We start from the raw sequence: 20,669 nt of genomic DNA, 5'->3' as shown, positions 1-20,669 counted from the left end.
CGAAGAGGCCGGCGCAGACGGCGCGCCGGGAATGTCCCCACTTCCCCTGTCAGCCCCACCACGGCTGATCCATTAGTTTCACGACCATTCCCCTACTGGCAAAGCAGGATGCTTACCCATGCCCCTGAGCGAATTGATGGCTGTGCTCTCCACCCGTGCGATCCGACTGCAGCGCGAGGCCGACGACCTGATCGTGCTCGGCGCCGACGATGCGCTGGACGACGCCCTGTGGCAGGCCCTGGCCGACCATAAAGCGGCGCTGCTGGCGCTGCTGGCCGGGCAGGGCGACGACTGGGTGAGCCCGGCGCTGCGCATCACCCCGGACATGTTGCCGTTGGTGCAACTGGATCAGGCCGCGATCGAGCGCATCGTCGCCACGGTGCCGGGTGGCGCGGCCAACGTGCAGGACATCTATCCCCTGGCGCCGCTGCAGGAAGGCATGCTCTATCACCATCTGGCAACGGACGCGGGTGATCCCTACGTGCTGCAGGTCCAGCTGCGCTTCGCCAGCAGCGCGCACCTGGACGCCTTTGCCCAGGCCCTGGACCAGGTGATCCAGCGCCACGACATCCTGCGCACGGCGCTGGCCTGGGAGGCACTGGATGCGCCGTTGCAGGTGGTCTGGCGCAATGCGCCACTGACGCGCGAGGCGGTCGCGGTGCCGCCGGGCGAAGAACCGTTGGGTCTGCTGCGGGCGCGTTTCGACAGTGGCCATTACCGCATGGACCTGCAGCGCGCGCCGCTCTTGCGCCTGGCCCACGGCCAAGGCAGCGACGGCCAGGTGGTGGCGTTGCTGCTGTTCCATCACACCGTTCTGGATCACACGGGGCTGGATATCGTGCGCCGCGAGATCCATGCCTGCCTGACGGGGGCGAGCGACAGCCTGCCGGCGGCGGTGCCGTTTCGCGACCTGCTGGCCAGGGCCAGGTTGGCCGTGGATGAACAGGCGCACGAAGCGTTCTTCAACGACATGCTCGCCGACATCGACGAGCCGACGCTGGCGTTCGCTGTCGAGGCCCTGGCCGGGCAGCCAGTCGAAGAAGCGCGCCTGACCTTGCCGTTGTCACTCAGCCAACGCCTGCGCAGCTGCGCGCGTCAGCTCGGTGTGAACCCGGCGAGCGTCATGCACCTGGCGATGGCCCGCTTGCTGGGCGCACTGTCCGGGCGTGACAGCGTGGTGTTCGGCAGCGTGTTGCTCGGGCGCATGAGCGCCGGGGCCGATGCCGAGCAGGCCTTGGGCATGTTCATCAACACCTTGCCGCTGCGCGTCGACCTGGGCGGGCAGGGGGTGCGCGATGGCCTGCTGGCCACCCATCAACGCCTCACCGCGCTGCTCGACCACGAGCAGGCACCGCTGGCCCTGGCCCAGCGCTGCAGTGGCGTGACCGCGCCGACACCATTGTTCAACAGCATGCTCAACTACCGTCACAGCGCCGCGGGCGATGCCGAGGCGGTGATCGAGATGGCACCGGGCATCGAAGTGGTCGGGGCCGAGGAGCGTACCAACTATCCGCTGAGCCTGGCGGTCGACGACCTGGGCGAAGACCTGCGCCTGACCGTGCAGGCCCTGGCAGTCTGGGGCGCGCAGCGCCTGTGCGGGCAGCTGCGGCGGATCATCGGCGAACTGGTCGATGCGCTGGAGCGGTCGCCGCAGCTGCCGCTGCTCGCTCTGCCGGTCCTGGCAGCCGACGAGCGTCGTCAGGTGCTGGAGGACTTCAACCGCAGCGAGGTGCCCCACGACCTGACGCAGACCTTGCATGGCCTGTTCGAGGCGCAGGTGCTGCGTAGCCCCGAGGCGCTGGCCGTCAGCGCCGAACAGGGTGAGCTCAGCTATAGCCTGCTCAATGAACAGGCCAACCGCCTGGCCCATCACCTGATCGAACTGGGGGTCAAACCGGACGATCGCGTGGCGATCTGCGTCGAGCGCGGGGTGTCGCTGGTGGTCGGACTGCTGGCCATTCTCAAGGCCGGTGGCGCCTATGTGCCGGTCGATCCGGACTATCCGGTCGAGCGCATCCGCCACATGCTCGCGGACAGCGCGCCGGTGGCGGTGCTGGTGCATGACGCCACCCGCCACGTAGCCGAGTCCGGGCGCATCATCGACCTCGACCAGCCGAGCTGGACGGCCTTGCCAGGCGACAACCCACAGGTAGCGGGCCTGAGCGCCCATCACCTGGCTTATGTGATCTACACCTCCGGTTCCACCGGGGTGCCCAAGGGGGTGATGGTCGAGCAGCGCAACGTGGTCAACCTGGTGCGTTGGAGCGCCGGGCTGTTCCCGGCCGAGGGCGCGGTGCTGCACAAGACCCCGGTCAGCTTCGACGCCTCGGTGTGGGAGCTGTTCTGGCCGCTGTGCAGCGGGCTGCGCCTGGTGCTGGCGCGCCCGGATGGGCAGCGTGATCCGCAGTACCTGGTCGAGCTGATCGAGCGCCAACGGGTCAGTGTGGTTCAGTTCGTGCCGGCACTACTGCAACAGTTCCTCGAGCAGGTGGACAGCGCCCGCTGCGCGAGCCTGACCGACATCGTCTGCGGCGGTGGCGAGCTGACCGAGGCATTGGCCCGCCAGGTGCGCGAGTGCTTGCCGCAGGTGCGCCTGCACAACGTCTACGGTCCGACCGAAACCACGGTGGATTGCAGCGTCTGGACCTTGCAGCCGGAGGATCCACTGCCCCAGGGCGCGCTGCCGATTGGCCGCCCCATCGACAACACCCGGCTGTACGTGCTCGATGGCCATGACCAGCCCGTGCCGATCGGCGTGGCCGGCCAGCTGCACATCGGCGGTGCCGGGGTGGCGCGTGGTTACCTGGGACTGGCGGAGCAACAGGCCGAGCGCTTCATCGCCAGCCCGTTCAACGAGGGCGAGCGCCTGTACCGCAGCGGCGACCTGGTGCGCCAGCGCGCCGATGGCGTGCTCGAGTTCCTCGGACGCAGCGACCACCAGATCAAGCTGCGCGGTCTGCGCATCGAGCCGGGCGAGATCGAAGCCTGCCTGGCACGCCTGCCTGGCGTGCGCGAAGCCGTGGTGCTGGTGCATGACGCCGCGCCCGCGGGGCCTCGCCTGGTGGCCTACCACACGGGCGAGCCGCAGTTGGCCGAGGTCCTGCGCCAAGCGCTGCTGGCGCGGCTGCCGGAGTACATGGTGCCGGCGCTGTTCCTCCACCTCGAGGCGCTGCCGCTGACGCCCAACGGCAAGCTCGACCGCAAGGCGCTGCCGACGCCGGAGCTGCCGGCGCGCGTTTACGAAGCGCCGCAAGGTGACACCGAACAGCTGCTGGCCGGGATCTGGGCCGAACTGCTGGGCGTGGAGCGGGTAGGGCGCCATGACAACTTCTTCGAACTGGGCGGCCACTCGTTGCTGGCGGTGCGACTGGTCGAGCGCATGCGTCAGCAGGGACTGCAAGCCGATGTGCGGGTACTTTTCGGCCAGCCGACCCTTGTCGCGTTGGCCGCGACGGTGACCAGCGAGGCGTCGGCGCAGGTGCCGGCCAACCTGATCCCGCGAGGTTGCACGCGGATCACGCCGCAGATGCTGCCCTTGGCCGAACTCGATCAGGCATCCATCGACGACCTGGTGGCGCGCATCCCGGGCGGTAGCGCCAATGTCCAGGACATCTACGGGCTGGCACCGCTGCAGCAGGGCATCCTCTATCACCACCTGGCCAGCGCCGGGGCCGACCCCTACGTTGGCCGCGCGCGTTTCGCCTTCGCCGGCGAGGCCGAGCTGAACAACTTCGTCGCCGCCCTGGACGCACTGATCGCCGCGCACGATATCCTGCGCACCAGCATCCACTGGGCCGGGCTCGACGAGCCGGTTCAGGTGGTCCAACACCAGGCACGCCTGCCGCTGGTCGAGCAGGCCGACCTGCAGCGCCTGGATCTCACCTGCGCCCCGCTGATGAAGCTGGTGCGTCACGCCGCGGGCGAGCGCCTGGAGGCGAGCCTGCTGATGCACCACATACTGCTCGACCACACTGCCACAGAGCTGCTGGTGTCGCAGTTGAGCGCCATGTTGCAAGGGCACGCGCTCGAAATCGACAGCGTGCCCTATCGCAACTATGTGGCCCGTGCCCGCTTGCAGGCCGACCCGCAGGCCGACGAGGCGATGTTCCGTGAATTGCTGGGCGATATCGATGAGCCGACCGAGGTGTTCGGCCTGCGCGATGTGCAGGGCAATGGTGTCGAGGTGTTCGACACCCGTCAGGCGCTGGACGATGGATTGACCCGGCGCTTGCGTGCGCAGGCCCGGCACTTGGGGGTGAGCCTCGCCAGCCTGGTGCATCAGGCCTGGGGCCAGGTGCTGGCCCAGCTCAGCGGGCGCGAGGACGTGGTGTTCGGCACCGTGCTGCTCGGGCGCCTGCAGGGCGGGGCGGGGGCCGACCGGGCGCTGGGCATGTTCATCAACACCCTGCCGCTGCGGGTGAGCGTCGATGGGGTGGGCGTGGCCGATGGCGTGCGCCTTACCCATCAGCGCCTGGCGCGGCTGCTGGGCCATGAGCAGGCGTCGCTGGCCCAGGCCCTGCGCTGCAGTGGCGTACCTGCTTCGCAAGCCTTGTTCAGCAGCCTGTTGAACGTACGTCATAGCACGCCCCAGAGCATGGGCAAGGATCTGGGTTGGGCCGGCATCGAGCTGCTGGACGCGCACGAGCGCAGCAACTATCCACTGGTGGTCAACGTCGATGACCTGGGCGAAGGAATGTCCGTGACCGTGCAGGCCGTGCCCCAGGTCGACGGCGCGCAGGTCTGTGCCCTGCTGGCCTGTGCCCTGGAGCACCTCGCCCAGGCCCTGGAAGTGGCGCCGGACACCGCGCTGCACGCCATCTCCTGCCTGACGCCCGAGGCGCGCCGCCAGGTGCTGCGCGATTTCAACGCCACCACTCGCGACTATCCGCGCGAACAACCGCTGCACGTGCTGTTCCGCGCCCATGCCGCCGCCACGGCCGATGCGCTGGCGGTCGTCCATGGCGCGCGACAATGGCGCTATGGTGAACTCGAACGCCATGCCAACCGCCTGGCCCATCATCTGCTGGCGCTTGGCCTGCGCCAGGGCGAGCGGGTGGCGCTGCTGCTGCCGCGCTCGTTCGACCTGATCGCCGCCCAGCTGGCCGTGAGCAGCTGTGGCGCGGTCTATGTGCCGCTGGATGCCAATGCACCAGCCGAGCGCCAAAGCCTGATGATCGAGGACTGCGGCGCCGCGCTGCTGCTGACCCACGCGCAGCAGCCACGCTTGGCCTCGGCTCGCCGCGTCGAGCTCGACGGCCTGACGCTGGATAGCTATCCCGAGCATGCCCCGGACATCCCGGTGGCCGCCCATGACGGCGCCTACATCATGTACACCTCCGGGTCCACCGGGGGGCCGAAGGGTGTCCAGGTGCCGCACCGGGCGATCGCGCGCCTGGTGATCAACAATGGTTTCGCCGACTTCGATGGCAACGACCGGTTGGCCTTCGCCTCGAACCCCGCCTTCGACGCCAGCACCCTCGAGGTCTGGGCGGCGCTGCTCAATGGTGGCACGGTCGTGGTGATCGACCAGCACCAGGTGCTGTCGCCACAGGGCCTGGGCGAGGCATTGCTGGCCGGCGGAGTGACGGCGCTGTGGTTGACTGCCGGCCTGTTCCACCAGTACGCGGGCGATCTGCTGCCGGTGTTCCGTACCTTGCGCTACCTGATGGTGGGTGGCGACGTGCTCGATCCGGCGGTGGTCGCCCGCGTGCTGCGCGAGGGCGCGCCGGGTCATTTGCTCAATGGCTACGGCCCGACCGAGGCCACCACCTTCAGCACCACCCACGAGATCCTCGAGGTGGGCGAGGGCGCCATTGCGATCGGTCGACCGATTGGCAACAGCCGCTGCTACGTGCTCGATGCCCGGCAGCAGCCGCTGCCGGTGGGGGCGGTGGGCGAACTGTACATCGGTGGCGATGGCGTCGCCCTGGGCTATCTGGGGCAGCCACGGCTCAACGCCGAGCGTTTCCTTGCCGACCCGTTCAGCGACGCGCCAGGGGCGCGCATGTATCGCAGTGGCGACCTGGCGAGTTGGCAGGCCGACGGCACCCTGCGCTACCTTGGGCGCGGCGATCGTCAGGTCAAGCTGCGCGGTTTTCGCATCGAACTGGGCGAAATCGAATCCCGTCTGGCCGCCTGCGCCGGGGTGCGCGATGCCGTGGTGCTGGTGCGCGAGGACACGCCGGGCGACAAGCGCCTGGTGGCGTACTACAGCAGCGAGGGCCAGACACCTGCGATCGACGCCTTGCACGATCGATTGCAAGGCCAGTTGCCGGACTACATGCTGCCAGCGGCCTATGTACTGGTTGCGCAATGGCCGCTGACCGCCAACGGCAAGCTAGATCGCCGCGCGCTGCCAGCGCCGGACCAGGGCGCGGTGGTCAGCCGTGTGTTCGCGGCGCCCGAAGGCGAGGTGGAAACCGCCCTGGCGGCCATCTGGGCCGATGTGCTGAAAGTCGATCAGGTCGGCCGCCACGACCATTTCTTCGAACTCGGCGGTCACTCGCTGCTGGCGGTGACCTTGATCGAGCGCATGCGCAAGGCCGGCCTTGCCGCCGACGTGCGCGTGCTGTTCGCCCAGCCGACCCTGGCCGCGCTGGCCGCGGCGGTGGGCGGCGGACGTGAGGTACAGGTGCCAGGCAACCGGGTCCCCCGTGGTACCACGCACATTACCCCTGACATGCTCAGCCTGATCGACCTCGATCAGCCGGCGATCGAGCGCATCGTCGCGACGGTGCCAGGCGGCGCGGCCAACGTGCAGGAAATCTACCCGCTGGCACCCCTGCAGACGGGCATTCTCTATCACCACCGCAGCGCCGCCGAGGGCGACCCGTACCTGCTGCAGTCGCGCCTGGCCTTCGACAGCCTCGCGCGCCTGCAGGCGTGGGCCGGCGCCTTGCAACAGGTCATCGACCGCCACGACATCCTGCGTACCGCGGTGCTCTGGGACGGTCTGGACGAACCTGTGCAGGTGGTGTGGCGCCATGCCGAGCTGGCGCTCAGCGAGATCACCCTCGAGCCGACCGATACGGCGGTCATCGACCAGTTGCAGGCCCGCTTCGACGCCCGCGGGTATCGCATCGACCTCGGCCAGGCCCCGTTGCTGCGCCTGGTCTATGCCCGCGATCCGGCCAATGAGCAGGTCGTGGCGATCGTGCTGTTCCATCACCTGGTGCTCGACCACACCGCCATGGCGGTGGTGGGAGCCGAAATGCAGGCCCTGCTGTTCGACGAAGGCGCGGGGCTCCCGGCGCCGGTACCCTATCGCAACTACCTGGCGCAGGCCCGCCTGGCCAATGACCCACGGCAGCATGAAAGCTTCTTCCGCGCCATGCTCGGCGATGTCGAGGAGCCGACCCTGCCGTTCGGCCTGCGCGATGTGCAAGGCGAGGGGCTGGGCGTCGAGCAGGCACGGCTGACGCTGGACGCGGCCCTGGCCCAGCGCCTGCGCGAGCAGGCCCGACGCCTGGGCGTCAGCCCCGCGAGCATGATGCACCTGGCCTGGGCGCGCCTGCTGGGCGTGCTGGCCAATCGCACCGATGTGGTGTTCGGCACCGTGCTGCTGGGCCGCCTGCAGGGCGGCGAGGGCGCCGACCGGGCGCTGGGAATGTTCATCAATACCCTGCCGCTGCGGGTCGACACCACGGTGGCGGTGGCCGAGGCGGTGGCTGCGACCCATGCCGGGTTGTCGGCGCTGCTCGGTCACGAGCATGCGTCACTGGCCCTGGCCCAGCGCTGCAGCGGTGTGCCTGCCGGCCTGCCGCTGTTCAGTGCCTTGCTCAACTATCGCCACAGCGCCGCCGATGAGCCGCGCGATGGCCAGGGTATCTGGCAGGGCGTGCGTCTGCTCGGCGGCGAGGAGCGCAGCAACTATCCGCTGACCCTGAGCGTCGACGACCTCGGTGCAGGTTTCGTTCTCAGTGTGCTGGCACAAGCCGGTATCGGCGCCGAGCGGATTGCCGCCTGGATGGCCAATACCCTGGCGCAGCTGGCGCGGGCCCTGGAACAGGCCCCTGGCACAGCGGTCGAAGCGTTGCCGGTGCTGGCCCGCGATGAGCGCGAACGCCTGCTGGACGGGTTCAACGACACGGCCCGGCGCTACCCCGAAGGTCACACCGTGCATGCCCTGGTCGAGGCCCAAGCCGCCCGCGCTCCCCAGGCTCGAGCCGTGGTGCAGGGCGAGGTGGTGGTCAGCTACGACGCACTCAATCGTGCCGCCAACCGCCTGGCCCATCGCCTGATCGCCCGTGGCGTGCGGCGCGGCGCCCGGGTGGCACTGTGCCTGCCACGCACCCCGCAGCGCCTGGTGGCTCTGCTGGCTGTGCTCAAGGCCGGTGCCGCCTATGTGCCGGTGGATCCGGCATATCCGCTCGAGCGCATCGCCTACCTGCTGCATGACAGCGCGCCGACCCTGGTGCTGGCCGAGTCGAACAACCCGAGCCTGCCCGCGGATGTCGCCCGTCTGGACCTGGACCGTGACGATTGGCACGCCTGCGCCGATCACGACCCCCGGGTGTCGGGCGTGGACGATGGCGATCTGGCCTATGTGGTCTATACCTCCGGTTCCACCGGCCAGCCCAAAGGGGTCATGGTCGAGCACCGTACCCTGACCAATCTGGTCCACTGGCACTGCGAAAACTTCGCCTTGGTGCCCGGCAGCCAGACCTCCAGCGTCGCCGGCTTTGGCTTCGACGCCATGGCCTGGGAGACCTGGCCGGCATTGTGCGCCGGGGCCGCGCTGCACCTGCCACCAACCGAGGTGGCCGCAGAGCATGTCGAGGCGCTGCTCGACTGGTGGCGAAGCACACCGTTGCAGGTCAGCTTCCTGCCGACGCCGCTGGCCGAGCAGGTGCTGCGCCAGGGCGCGGGGCATCCGACCTTGCGCACGCTGCTGACCGGCGGTGATCGCCTGCGTCCGTTCCCGAGCGCGCCAGGCTTTGCCGTGGTCAACAACTACGGCCCTACCGAGGCCACCGTGGTGGCCACCTCTGGCGAGGTGTCGCCGGGGGCCGCGCCGCACATCGGTCGGCCGATCGCCAACACCCGGCTATATGTGCTCGATGGTCAGCGTCAGCCGGTGCCGGTGGGCGCGGTGGGCGAGCTGTACATTGGCGGCGCCGGGGTCGCCCGGGGCTACCTGCGTCGCCCGGAGCTCACTGACGAACGCTTCGTTGCCGACCCGTTCGCCGGGCGCAGCGGCGCGCGCATGTATCGCAGTGGCGACCTGGTGCGCTGGAATGCCGACGGCACCCTGGACTACGTTGCACGCAACGACGATCAGGTGAAGATTCGCGGCGTGCGGGTCGAACTGGGCGAGATCGAAGCCGCGCTGGCGAGGGTGGCGGGCGTGGGCGACGTCGCGGTGCTGGTACGCGCCGAACGTCTGCTGGCCTGGTACTGCGCCGATGCCGAAGTGACCGCCGATGTGTTGCGCCAGGCACTGAGCACCCTGTTGCCGGCGCACATGCTGCCCCAGGCGTTCATCCGCCTGGACGCCTTGCCATTGACCGCCCACGGCAAGCTCGACCGCCGCGCCTTGCCGGACCCTGACCCGGCGAGCCTGGCGGGGCAGGCCTACGAAGCGCCACAGGGCGAGCGGGAAACCGTCATGGCCCAGGTGTGGGCCGAGGTCCTGGGCATCGAGCGCGTCGGACGCCACGACAACTTCTTCGCGCTGGGTGGCCATTCGCTGCTGGCCGTCAACCTGATCGATCGCTTGCGCCAGCAGGGGCTGGAGTGCGATGTGCGGCTGTTGTTCAGCCAACCCAGCGTGGCCGCCCTGGCCGCCACGCAAGGTGCCGGGCGGCAGGTCGCGATACCGGCCAACGGCATCCCGGCCGGCTGTACCCGGATCACGCCGGACATGCTCACCCTGGTACGCCTGGAACCGCGCCATATCGAGCGTATCGTCGCCAGCGTGCCGGGCGGCGCGGCCAACGTGCAGGACATCTACCCGTTGGCGCCGTTGCAGGAGGGCATTCTCTACCACCACCTCAGCTCGCCGGAGCACGACCCCTATGTGCTCGCCTCGCGCATGCTCTTCGATGGCCCGACGCGTCTACAGGCGTTCCGCGACGCCTTGCAGCAGGTCATCGATCGCCATGACGTATTGCGTACCGCGATACGCTGGGAAGGGCTGCCGCAGCCGGTGCAGGTCGTCTGGCGCGAAGCTATGTTGCAGGTCGCGCCCATCGAGGAGGTGGACACTCAGCGCCTGGACCTTGGGCAGGCGCCATTGATACGTCTGTTGCATGGCACCCGCGACGATGGGTGTATCGACGTGCTGCTGCAGTTCCACCATATTCTGCTCGATCATACGGCTCTGGACCTGATCGCCGCCGAACTGCTCGGATACCTGCAAGGCAGCCCGCTGCCGAAGCAGCCGCCGACGCCTTACCGCAACTATGTGGCCCAGGCGCGCCTGGGCGTCAGCCAGGCTGAGCACGAGACTTACTTCCGCGAACAGCTGGGCGATATCGACGAGCCGACCCTGCCTTATGGCCTTGCCGATGTGCAGGGTGATGGCCAGGCCATCGAGCAAGCCGAGCTGTGGCTGGACGATGCGCTGGCCGAGCGCTTGCGACGCCAGGCACGGCAACTGGGCGGCAGTCTGGCCAGCTTGTTCCATGTGGCCTTCGCCCGCTTGCTGGCGGCTGTCAGTGGTCGCGACAGCGTGGTGTTCGGCACCGTGCTGCTGGGGCGGCTGGAGGGCGGCGAGGGTGCCGAGCAGGCCCTGGGCATGTTCATCAACACCCTGCCGTTGCGCCTGGACCTGGCCGGGCTGAGCGTGCGCGACGCCGCGCAGGCGACCCAGCGAAACCTGGGCGCGCTGCTGGTCCACGAGCATGCCTCGCTGGCACTGGCCCAGCGTTGCAGCGCGGTGCCAGCGCCGGCGCCACTGTTCAGTGCCATGCTCAACTATCGCCATAGCCAGGAAGTGGATGAGACGAGCCGGCGGCAATGGCAGGGCATCGAGTTCTTCGACAGCAGGGAGCGCAGCAACTACCCGCTGAGCGTGAACGTGGACGATATGGGCCAGCGCCTGCGTCTGGTCGCCATGGTGCCGGCAGCGGTCGGCGCACAGCGGCTGTGCGGGCAGCTCGAACAGGTGCTGCGGGCGCTGGCCCTGGCTCTGGATGAGCAGCCGGCGCAATCGTTGCTGGATCTGCCGGTGATGAACGCCGAAGAGCGGCACCAGGTAGTGCTCGGCTTCAATGACACGGCGTGCGAGCACGACCTGACGCAGACCTTGCATGGCCTGTTCGAGGCGCAGGTGCTGCGTAGCCCTGATGCGCTGGCCATCGAGGCTGATGAGGTGCAAGTGAGCTATCGCCAGCTCAACGAGCAGGCCAACCGCTTGGCCCATCGTTTGATCGAACTGGGGGTCAAACCGGACGATCGTGTGGCGATCTGCGTCGAGCGCGGGGTGTCGCTGGTGGTCGGCCTGCTGGCCATTCTCAAGGCCGGTGGCGCCTATGTGCCGGTCGATCCGGACTATCCGGTCGAGCGCATCCGCCACATGCTCGCGGACAGCGCGCCGGTGGCGGTGCTGGTACATGGCGCCACCCGCCACGTAGCCGAGTCCGGGCACATCATCGACCTCGACCAGCCGAACTGGACGGACTTGCCGGACGACAACCCGCAGGTGCCGGGCCTGAGCGCCCATCACCTGGCCTATGTGATCTACACCTCCGGCTCCACCGGGGTGCCCAAGGGGGTGATGGTCGAGCAGCGCAACGTGGTCAACCTGGTGCGCTGGAGCGCCGGGCTGTTCGCGACCGAGGGCGCGGTGCTGCACAAGACCCCGGTCAGCTTCGATGCCTCGGTGTGGGAGCTGTTCTGGCCGCTGTGCAGCGGGCTGCGCCTAGTGCTGGCGCGCCCGGATGGGCAGCGCGATCCGCAGTACCTGGTCGAGCTGATCGAGCGCCAACGGGTCAGTGTGGTTCAGTTCGTGCCGGCGCTGCTGCAGCAGTTCCTTGAACAGATGGGCAGCGCCCGCTGCGCGAGCCTGACCGACATCGTCTGCGGCGGTGGCGAGCTGACCGAGGCATTGGCCCGCCAGGTGCGCGAGTGCTTGCCGCAGGTGCGCCTGCACAACGTCTACGGTCCGACCGAGACCACGGTGGACTGCAGCGTCTGGACCTTGCAGCCGCAGGATCCACTGCCACAGGGCGCGCTGCCGATTGGTCGCCCCATCGACAACACCCGGCTGTACGTGCTCGATGGCCATGACCAGCCGGTGCCGATCGGCGTGGCCGGCCAGTTGCACATCGGCGGTGCCGGGGTGGCGCGTGGTTACCTTGGCTTGCCGGAGCAACAGGCCGAGCGCTTCATCGCCAGCCCGTTCAACGAGGGCGAGCGCCTGTACCGCAGCGGCGACCTGGTGCGCCAGCGCGCCGATGGCGTGCTCGAGTTCCTCGGGCGCAGCGACCATCAGATCAAGCTGCGCGGGCTACGCATCGAACCGGGCGAGATCGAGGCCTGCCTGGCACGCCAGCCTGGCGTGCGCGAAGCCGTGGTGCTGGTGCATGACACCGCGCCGGCAGGGCCACGCCTGGTGGCCTACCACACGGGCGAGCCGCAGTTGGCCGAGGTCCTGCGCCAGGCGCTGCTGGCGCGGCTGCCGGAGTACATGGTGCCGGCGCTGTTCATCCACCTCGAGGCGCTGCCGCTGACCCCCAACGGCAAGCTCGACCGCAAGGCGCTGCCGACGCCGGAGCTGCCAGCGCGCGTTTACGAAGCCCCGCAAGGCGACACCGAGCAGCTATTGGCCGGGATCTGGGCCGAGCTGCTGGGCGTGGAACGGGTAGGGCGCCATGACAACTTCTTCGAACTGGGTGGCCACTCGCTGCTGGCGGTGGCCCTTGTCGCCCGGCTGCGCGAGGCTGGCCTGGCGGCGGATATCCGCGTGCTGTTCGGCCAGCCAAGTGTCGCGGCGCTGGCGGCGACGCTGGGCCAGGCGCAGCGCATCGAAGTGCCGGCCAACCGGATTGCGCCCAACTGCAGCCATATCACCCCGGACATGCTGACGCTGCTGACGCTGGATCAGCCCGCCATCGACCGAATCGTGGCCGCCGTGCCGGGAGGCGCGGCCAATGTGCAGGACATCTACCCACTGGCGCCTCTGCAGGAGGGCATTCTCTACCTGCACCTGAGCACCCCGCAGGCCGACCCCTACGTGCTGCGCGCGCGCATGCGCTTCAGCGACCTGGGGCGGCTGGAGGCGTTCAGTGACGCCTTGCAGCGCGTCATCGACCGCCATGACATCCTGCGCACCGCCGTGCTCTGGGACGGTTTGCCCCAGCCGGTGCAGGTAGTCTTGCGCCAGGCGCCCCTGCAGGTCTTGCCGCTCCTCGATGAAGCTCCTGTGAGCCTGGCCCTGGACCAGGCGCCCCTGATTCGCTTGCACTGGCGCCAAGACCCGGCCACCGGTCAGGTCGAGGCGGTGCTGCTCTATCACCATATCGTGCTCGATCATGTCGCCATGCAGACGGTGCAGGGCGAGCTGCAGGGTTATCTCGCGGGCCAAGGGGCGCCGGCCTTGGCCTCGGTGCCTTATCGCAACTATGTGGTGCAGGCGCGAAACGCCGTCAGCGAGGCCGAGCACGAAGCGTTCTTCCGCAACCTGCTGGGGGACATCGACGAGCCGACCTTGCCGTTCGGCCTGCGCGACGTGCAGGGCGGACAGGCCATCGAAGTGGCCGATGTCGCTTTCACGGGCCGACTGTACGCCCGGCTGCGAGAGCAGGCACGGCAATTGGGCGTGAGCAGCGCCAGCCTGTTGCATCTGGCCTGGGCGCGCCTGCTGGGGGCGCTCAGTGGCCGCGACAGCGTGGTATTCGGCACCGTGCTGCTGGGCCGCCTGCAGGGCGGCGAGGGCAGCGAACGGGCGCTGGGCATGTTCATCAATACCCTGCCGCTGCGCATCGACCTGGGCGACACCGGCGTGGCCGAAGGTGTGCGCGCGGCGCACGCTCGCCTGTCGGCGCTGCTGCGCCATGAGCATGCCTCGCTGGCCCTGGCCCAGCGCTGCAGTGGCGTGGCGGCACCGCTGCCGCTGTTCAGCGCGATCCTCAACTACCGGCAGGTCGCGCCCACCGCGACGCTGGACCCCGCCTGGCAAGGCATAGAGCAGCACGGTGTCGAAGGGCACGGCAACTATCCCCTGGCTGTGGATATCGATGACCTCGGCGATGGCCTGCGCCTGACCGTGCGGGCGGCGCCCCAGGCGGGTGCCCGACGTGTCGCCGCGCAGATGCTGCAGGTCATCGAGGGCGTGCTGGAGGCGCTCGAGCGGCAACCGGGACTGGCGCTGTGGCAAGTACCCGTGCTGCGAGCCGATGAAGCGCGCCAGGTACTGGGCGAGTTCAACGACACCGCGGTGGACTACGACCTGACAGTGACCTTGCATGGCCTGATCGAGGCGCAGGTACGGCGCACGCCCGACGCGCTGGCGGTCAAGGCCGAAGGGCAGGGGCTGAGCTATCGCCAGCTCGATGAGCAGGCCAACCGCCTGGCCCATCACCTGATCGAACTGGGCGTCAGACCGGATGATCGCGTGGCGATCTGCGTCGAGCGCGGCTTGTCGATGGTGGTCGGCCTGCTGGCGATCCTCAAGGCCGGTGGCGCCTATGTGCCGGTCGATCCGGACTATCCCGCCGAACGTATTGGCCACATGCTCGCGGACAGCGCGCCGGTGGCGGTGCTGGTGCATGGCGCCACCGCCCACCTGCCCGAGGGTGGACGCGTCATCGACCTCGACCGCCCCAGCTGGCAGGCGCAGCCGTCCTGGGCGCCACAGGTGCCGGGCTTGACCTCGCGGCACCTGGCCTACGTGATCTATACCTCGGGCTCCACCGGCTTGCCCAAGGGTGTGATGAACGAGCACGCCGCGGTGGTCAACCGCCTGCGCTGGATGCAGGACGCCTACCGCCTCGGCGCGCAGGACGTGGTGCTGCAGAAGACCCCGTTCAGCTTCGACGTGTCGGTCTGGGAGTTCCTCTGGCCGCTGCAGACCGGTGCCTGCCTGGTCATGGCCCGCCCGGGCGGTCATCGCGACCCTGAATACCTGCGCGCGATCATTGGCGACGAGCAGGTGAGCACGCTGCACTTCGTGCCCTCGATGCTGGATGTGTTCCTGGCCCATGGCGAGGTTCGGCCCGAGGCGCTCAAGCGTGTGTTGTGCAGCGGCGAGGCCTTGCCCGGCAGCCTGGTGCGGCGTTTCCAGGCGCAGTTGCCGACGGTCGAGCTGCACAACCTCTACGGCCCTACCGAGGCGGCGGTGGATGTCAGTGCCTGGCACTGCGTGAGCGCGCCGGACAACACGCCGATCGGCAAGCCGATCGCCAACACCACGCTGTACGTGCTGGACGCCCATGGCCAGCCGGTGCCGCGTGGCGTGCCCGGCGAGCTGTACATCGGTGGCGTGCAGGTGGCCCGCGGCTATCTGAATCGCGCCGAACTGACCGCCGAACGCTTCATCGACGATCCGTTCGGCGAGCAGGTCGGTGGCCGCCTGTACCGGACCGGCGACCTGGCGCGGCATCTGCCGGACGGCAACATCGAATACCTGGGGCGCAACGACGACCAGGTGAAGATCCGTGGCCTGCGCATCGAACTGGGCGAGATCCAGGCGTGCCTGACGGCGATCGAAGGCATCAAGGAAGCGGTGGTGCTGGCTCGCGATCAACACCTGGTGGCGTACTACACCGGCACCCGGCATGCCACGGACGCGCTGCGCGCGGCGCTGCTCGAACGGCTGCCGGCGTTCATGCTGCCGGCCTCGTTCACTTACCTGGAAGCATTGCCGCTGAGCCCCAATGGCAAGCTGGACCGCAAGGCGCTGCCTGTGCCGCAACTGCTGCAACAGGCCTATGAAGCGCCGCAAGGCGACGTCGAAACATTGCTGGCGCGGCTCTGGAGCGAGCTGCTGGATGTAGCCCAGGTCGGCCGTCACGACAACTTCTTCGAACTGGGCGGCCATTCGCTGCTGGCCGTGACCCTTACCGCGCGCATGCGCCAGGCCGGACTGGCGGCGGACGTGCGGGTGCTGTTCGGGCAGCCGACGCTGGCCGCCCTGGCCACGGCGGTGGGGCGCGAAGTCGAGCCTGTGGTGCCGGCCAACCGCATTCCGACCGGTTGCGCACGCATCACCGCGGACATGTTGCCACTGGCGACACTGGAGCAGCCTACCCTCGACGCCCTGGTGCAAAGCATTCCCGGTGGCGCGGCCAACGTGCAGGACATCTATGCGCTGGCCCCGCTGCAGCAGGGCATCCTCTACCACCACCTGGCCAGCGCCGAGGTGGATCCCTATGTCCTGCAGATGGGCTTTGCCTTCGCCGGCCAGGACGAGCTGGACGCCTTCGTCGCGGCGCTGAACCAGGTGATCGCCCGCCACGACGTGCTGCGCAGCAGCGTGCACTGGCAAGGGCTGGACGAGGCCGTGCAGGTGGTCTGGCGCGACGCCCGGTTGCAGATCGAGCCCGCGCTGGACGGCGTGCGCCTGGACATGGGCCGCGCGCCGCTGATGCACCTGAGCAGCCGTGTGGAACATGGCCGGCTGCAGGCAACCCTGCTGCTGCACCATATCCTGCTCGACCATGCTGCCCTGGAACTGCTGGTGGCCGAGGTCGCCGACGTGCTGCTGGGCCGTGCGCCCCAGGGCGACAGCGTGCCGTACCGCAACTATGTGGCGCAGGCTCGTTTGCGTGACGACGGTCAGGCCCAGGAAGCCATGTTCCGCGAACTGCTGGGCGATATCGACGAGCCGACCGAAGTATTCGGCCTGCGTGACGTGCTCGGCGACGGCCGCCATGTACTCGACCATCGCCAGCCGCTGGACAGTCATCTGGCCCAGCGTTTGCGTGAGCAGGCGCGAGCGTTGGGCGTCAGCGCCGCCAGCCTGGTTCACCAGGCCTGGGGTCAGGTGCTGGCGCAATTGTCCGGGCGCGAGGAGGTGGTGTTCGGCACTGTGCTGCTGGGGCGCCTGCAGGGTGGTGAAGGCGCCGAGCGGGCGCTGGGCATGTTCATCAACACCCTGCCGCTGCGGGTCAGCGTCGGTTCGGCGGGCGTCGCCGATGGCGTGCGCCTGACTCACCAGCGCCTGGCGCGGCTGCTGGCCCATGAGCAGGCCTCCCTGGCCCTGGCCCAGCGCTGCAGCGGCGTTCCGGCCTCGCAGGCGCTGTTCACCAGCTTGCTGAACTACCGCCACAGCGCGGCGAATACCCGTGGACAGGCTCGCGCCTGGGAAGGCATCGAGCTGCTCGCTGCCCATGAGCGCAGCAACTACCCGCTGGTGGTGAGCGTCGATGACCTGGGCCGTGACTTCCTCCTGACGGTGCAGGCCGTGCCGGAAGTGGACGGGGTGTTGCTCTGTCAGTTGCTCGAGGCGGCCCTCGAGGGCTTGGCCGATAGCCTGGATAAAGCACCGCAGACGGCGTTGCACAGTATCGTCGGATTGCCGGACGCCGAGCGCCAGCGGGTGCTGCGACAGTTCAACGACACGCGGCGCGAATACCCGCGCGAAGTGCCGGTGCATGGGCTGTTCGAAGCCAACGCCAAGCTCAATCCCGAAGCCCTGGCCGTGGCCCATGGCACGCGGCGCTGGAGCTACCAGGCGCTGAACCGGCAGGCCAACCGCCTGGCCGGACACCTGTTGGAGCAGGGCGTCCAGGCCGGCGACCGGGTGGCGCTGCTGCTGCCGCGCTCGTTCGAGCTGCTGGTGGCGCAACTGGCCACGAGCAAGTGCGGCGCGGTGTTCGTGCCGCTGGATGGCAATGCCCCGCTGAAGCGCCAGGCGTTCATGGTCGCCGACAGCCAGGCGCGGCTGCTGCTGACCCACAGCGACCAGCCCGTGGTGGAGGGTGCGCGCCGCATCGAGCTGGACCGACTCGAGCTGGACCGCTATGCCTGCGAAGACCTGGGCTTGGCGGTGGATGCCGGCGCTGCGGCCTACATCATGTACACCTCCGGCTCCACCGGGACGCCGAAAGGGGTGCAGGTGCCGCACCACGCCATCGTGCGTCTGGTGATCAACAATGGCTTCGCCGACTTCAACTGCCAGGACCGGGTGGCGTTCGCCTCGAACCCGGCATTCGATGCCAGCACCCTGGAGGTCTGGGCGCCGCTGATCAACGGCGGTGCGGTGGTGGTGATCGACCAGGACCAGGTGCTGTCGCGCCAGACCTTGTGCGATGCACTGCTGGCCCAGGGCGTGACGGTGCTGTGGCTGACCGCCGGGCTGTTCCACCAGTACGCCGACGATCTGCTGCCGGCCCTGCGCAATCTGCGCTACCTGATGGTCGGCGGCGATGTGCTGGACCCGGCGGTGATCGCCCGGGTACTGCGCGATGGCGCGCCGCAGCATCTGCTCAATGGCTACGGGCCGACCGAGGCCACGACCTTCAGCACCACCCACGAGATCGTCAGCGTGGGCGAGGGCAGCATCCCGATCGGCAAACCGATCGGCAACGCTCGCTGCTATGTGCTCGACGCGCGCCGGCAATTGTTGCCGGTCGGCGCGGTCGGCGAGCTGTACATCGCCGGTGACGGTGTGGCCCTGGGTTACCTGGGCCAGCCGGAGCTCACGGCCGAGCGCTTCGTGGCCGATCCGTTCAACGGCGGCACCATGTACCGCAGTGGCGACCTGGTCTGTTGGCAGGCCGACGGTACCCTGCGCTATCTGGGCCGTGCCGACCAACAGATCAAGTTGCGCGGGTTACGCATCGAACTCGGCGAGATCGAAGCGAGCCTGGGTCAATGCGCAGGCGTTCGCGATGCGCTGGTCGTGCTGCGCGAAGACACGCCGGGCGACAAGCGCCTGGTCGCCTATTTCACCGGTGAAGTGTCGGCGATCGCCGAGCTGCACGGGTCTCTGCAAGGCCGGCTGCCGGACTACATGCTGCCCGCTGCCTATGTCCGGCTGGAAGCGCTGCCGTTGACCGCCAACGGCAAGCTGGACCGCCGGGCGCTGCCGCAACCGGACCGTGATGCCGTGATCAGTCGCGTTTTCGAGGCGCCGCAAGGGGCGGTCGAAACCGAGCTGGCCGCGATCTGGGGCGATGTGCTCAAGGTGGAGCGGGTGGGTCGCCACGATCACTTCTTCGAGCTGGGCGGCCATTCGCTGCTGGCGGTGAGCCTGATCGAACGGATGCGCAAGGCCGGCCTCGATGCCGATATCCGCGTGCTGTTCGCCCAGCCGACCCTGGCGGCATTGGCGGCAGCGGTAGGCAGTGGCCGAGAGATCGAGGTACCGGCCAATCGCCTGCCGACCCTGGCCACGCGGATCACACCGGCCATGCTTAGCCTGATCGAGCTGGATCAGGCCAGCATCGATCGTGTTGTCGCCACGGTGCCCGGCGGCGCGGCCAACGTGCAGGAAATCTACCCGCTGGCGCCGTTGCAGGAGGGCATTCTCTACCATCACCTCAGCGCCGAGCAGGGCGACCCGTACCTGCTGCAGACCCGCCTGGCCTTCGACAGCGTCGAGCGCTTGCAAGCGTGCGCCGGGGCGCTGCAACAGGTCATCGATCGTCACGATATCCTGCGCACCTCGGTGGTGTGGCAAGGGGTGGCGGAACCTGTGCAGGTGGTCTGGCGCCAGGCACGCCTGGACGTCAGCGAGGTCGGCGGGCTTGGCGAGGATGCCGTCATCGAGCGCTTGCAAGCACATTTCGATGCGCGTCATCAGCGTCTCGACCTGAGCCAGGCACCGTTGCTGCGCTTGACCTATGCCATGGATCCGGCGCACGAACGCGTGGTGGCCATCCTGCATTTCCACCACCTGGCCCTGGACCACACGGCCATGGAGGTGATCGTTCACGAAATGCAGGCGTTGCTGTCTGGCCGTGGGGCGCGACTAGCCGCGCCGGTGCCGTACCGCAACTACGTGGCCCAGGTGCGTCTGGGCGGCGCCCAGGCGGGGCACGAGGCGTTCTTCCGCGAGATGCTCGGCGATGTCGAGGAGCCGACCCTGCCCATGGGCCTGGCCGATGTGCAGGGCGATGGCCGCGATATCGAGGAAACCCGCCAGTCGCTCGACCTGGCCCTGGCGCGCCGGGTCCGCGAGCAGGCGCGGCGCCTTGGGGTCAGCGCCGCGAGCCTGATGCACCTGGCCTGGGCGCGGGTGGTCGGCGTGCTGGCCGGGCGTCAGGACGTGGTGTTCGGCACCGTGCTGATGGGCCGCCTGCAGGGCGGCGAGGGGGCTGACCGCGCCCTGGGGGTGTTCATCAATACCTTGCCGCTGCGCATCGATACCCGGGCGGCTGCGCGGGAGGCGGTGCAGGCCACTCACCAACGGCTGTCGGCACTGCTGGGCCATGAGCACGCCTCGCTGGCGTTGGCCCAACGCTGCAGCGGCGTGGCGGCCGCGGCGCCGCTGTTCAGTGCCTTGCTCAACTACCGGCATAGCCCGGTGAGTGCCGCTGGCGAGGCGACCGACGGCTTCCAGGGCATGCACCAGCTAGGCGGCGAGGAGCGCAGCAACTACCCGCTGACCCTGAGCGTCGACGACCTCGGCGATGGCTTCGGTTTGAGCGTGCTGGCCCAGCAAGGGATCGGCGCCGAGCGGGTCGGGCAGTGGATGACGGCTGCCGTGACGCAACTGGTCCGGGCGCTGGAGCAGGATGCGTCGGTTCGCGTCGATACCCTGCCGATCATCGATGACGCCG

Annotated in this window: 1 protein-coding gene (only partly in view); it reads left to right on the top strand. The window is 68.8% G+C overall.

Features of this window, described 5'->3' with window-relative positions:
* The first annotated feature begins 118 nt into the window (after positions 1 to 118).
* On the top strand, positions 119 to 20,669 hold the 5' portion of the coding sequence (locus ACYUME_RS14005) for a non-ribosomal peptide synthase/polyketide synthase (protein ID WP_460415193.1). It continues 4,913 nt past the right edge of the window; the window shows 20,551 of its 25,464 coding nt (coding positions 1–20,551); it begins with the start codon at positions 119 to 121; the stop codon falls past the right edge of the window.

This window comes from Pseudomonas sp. microsymbiont 2 (assembly GCF_054788395.1).
Note: the sequence above shows the minus strand (reverse complement) of the source record. Positions and strands in the feature narration are given on the sequence as shown.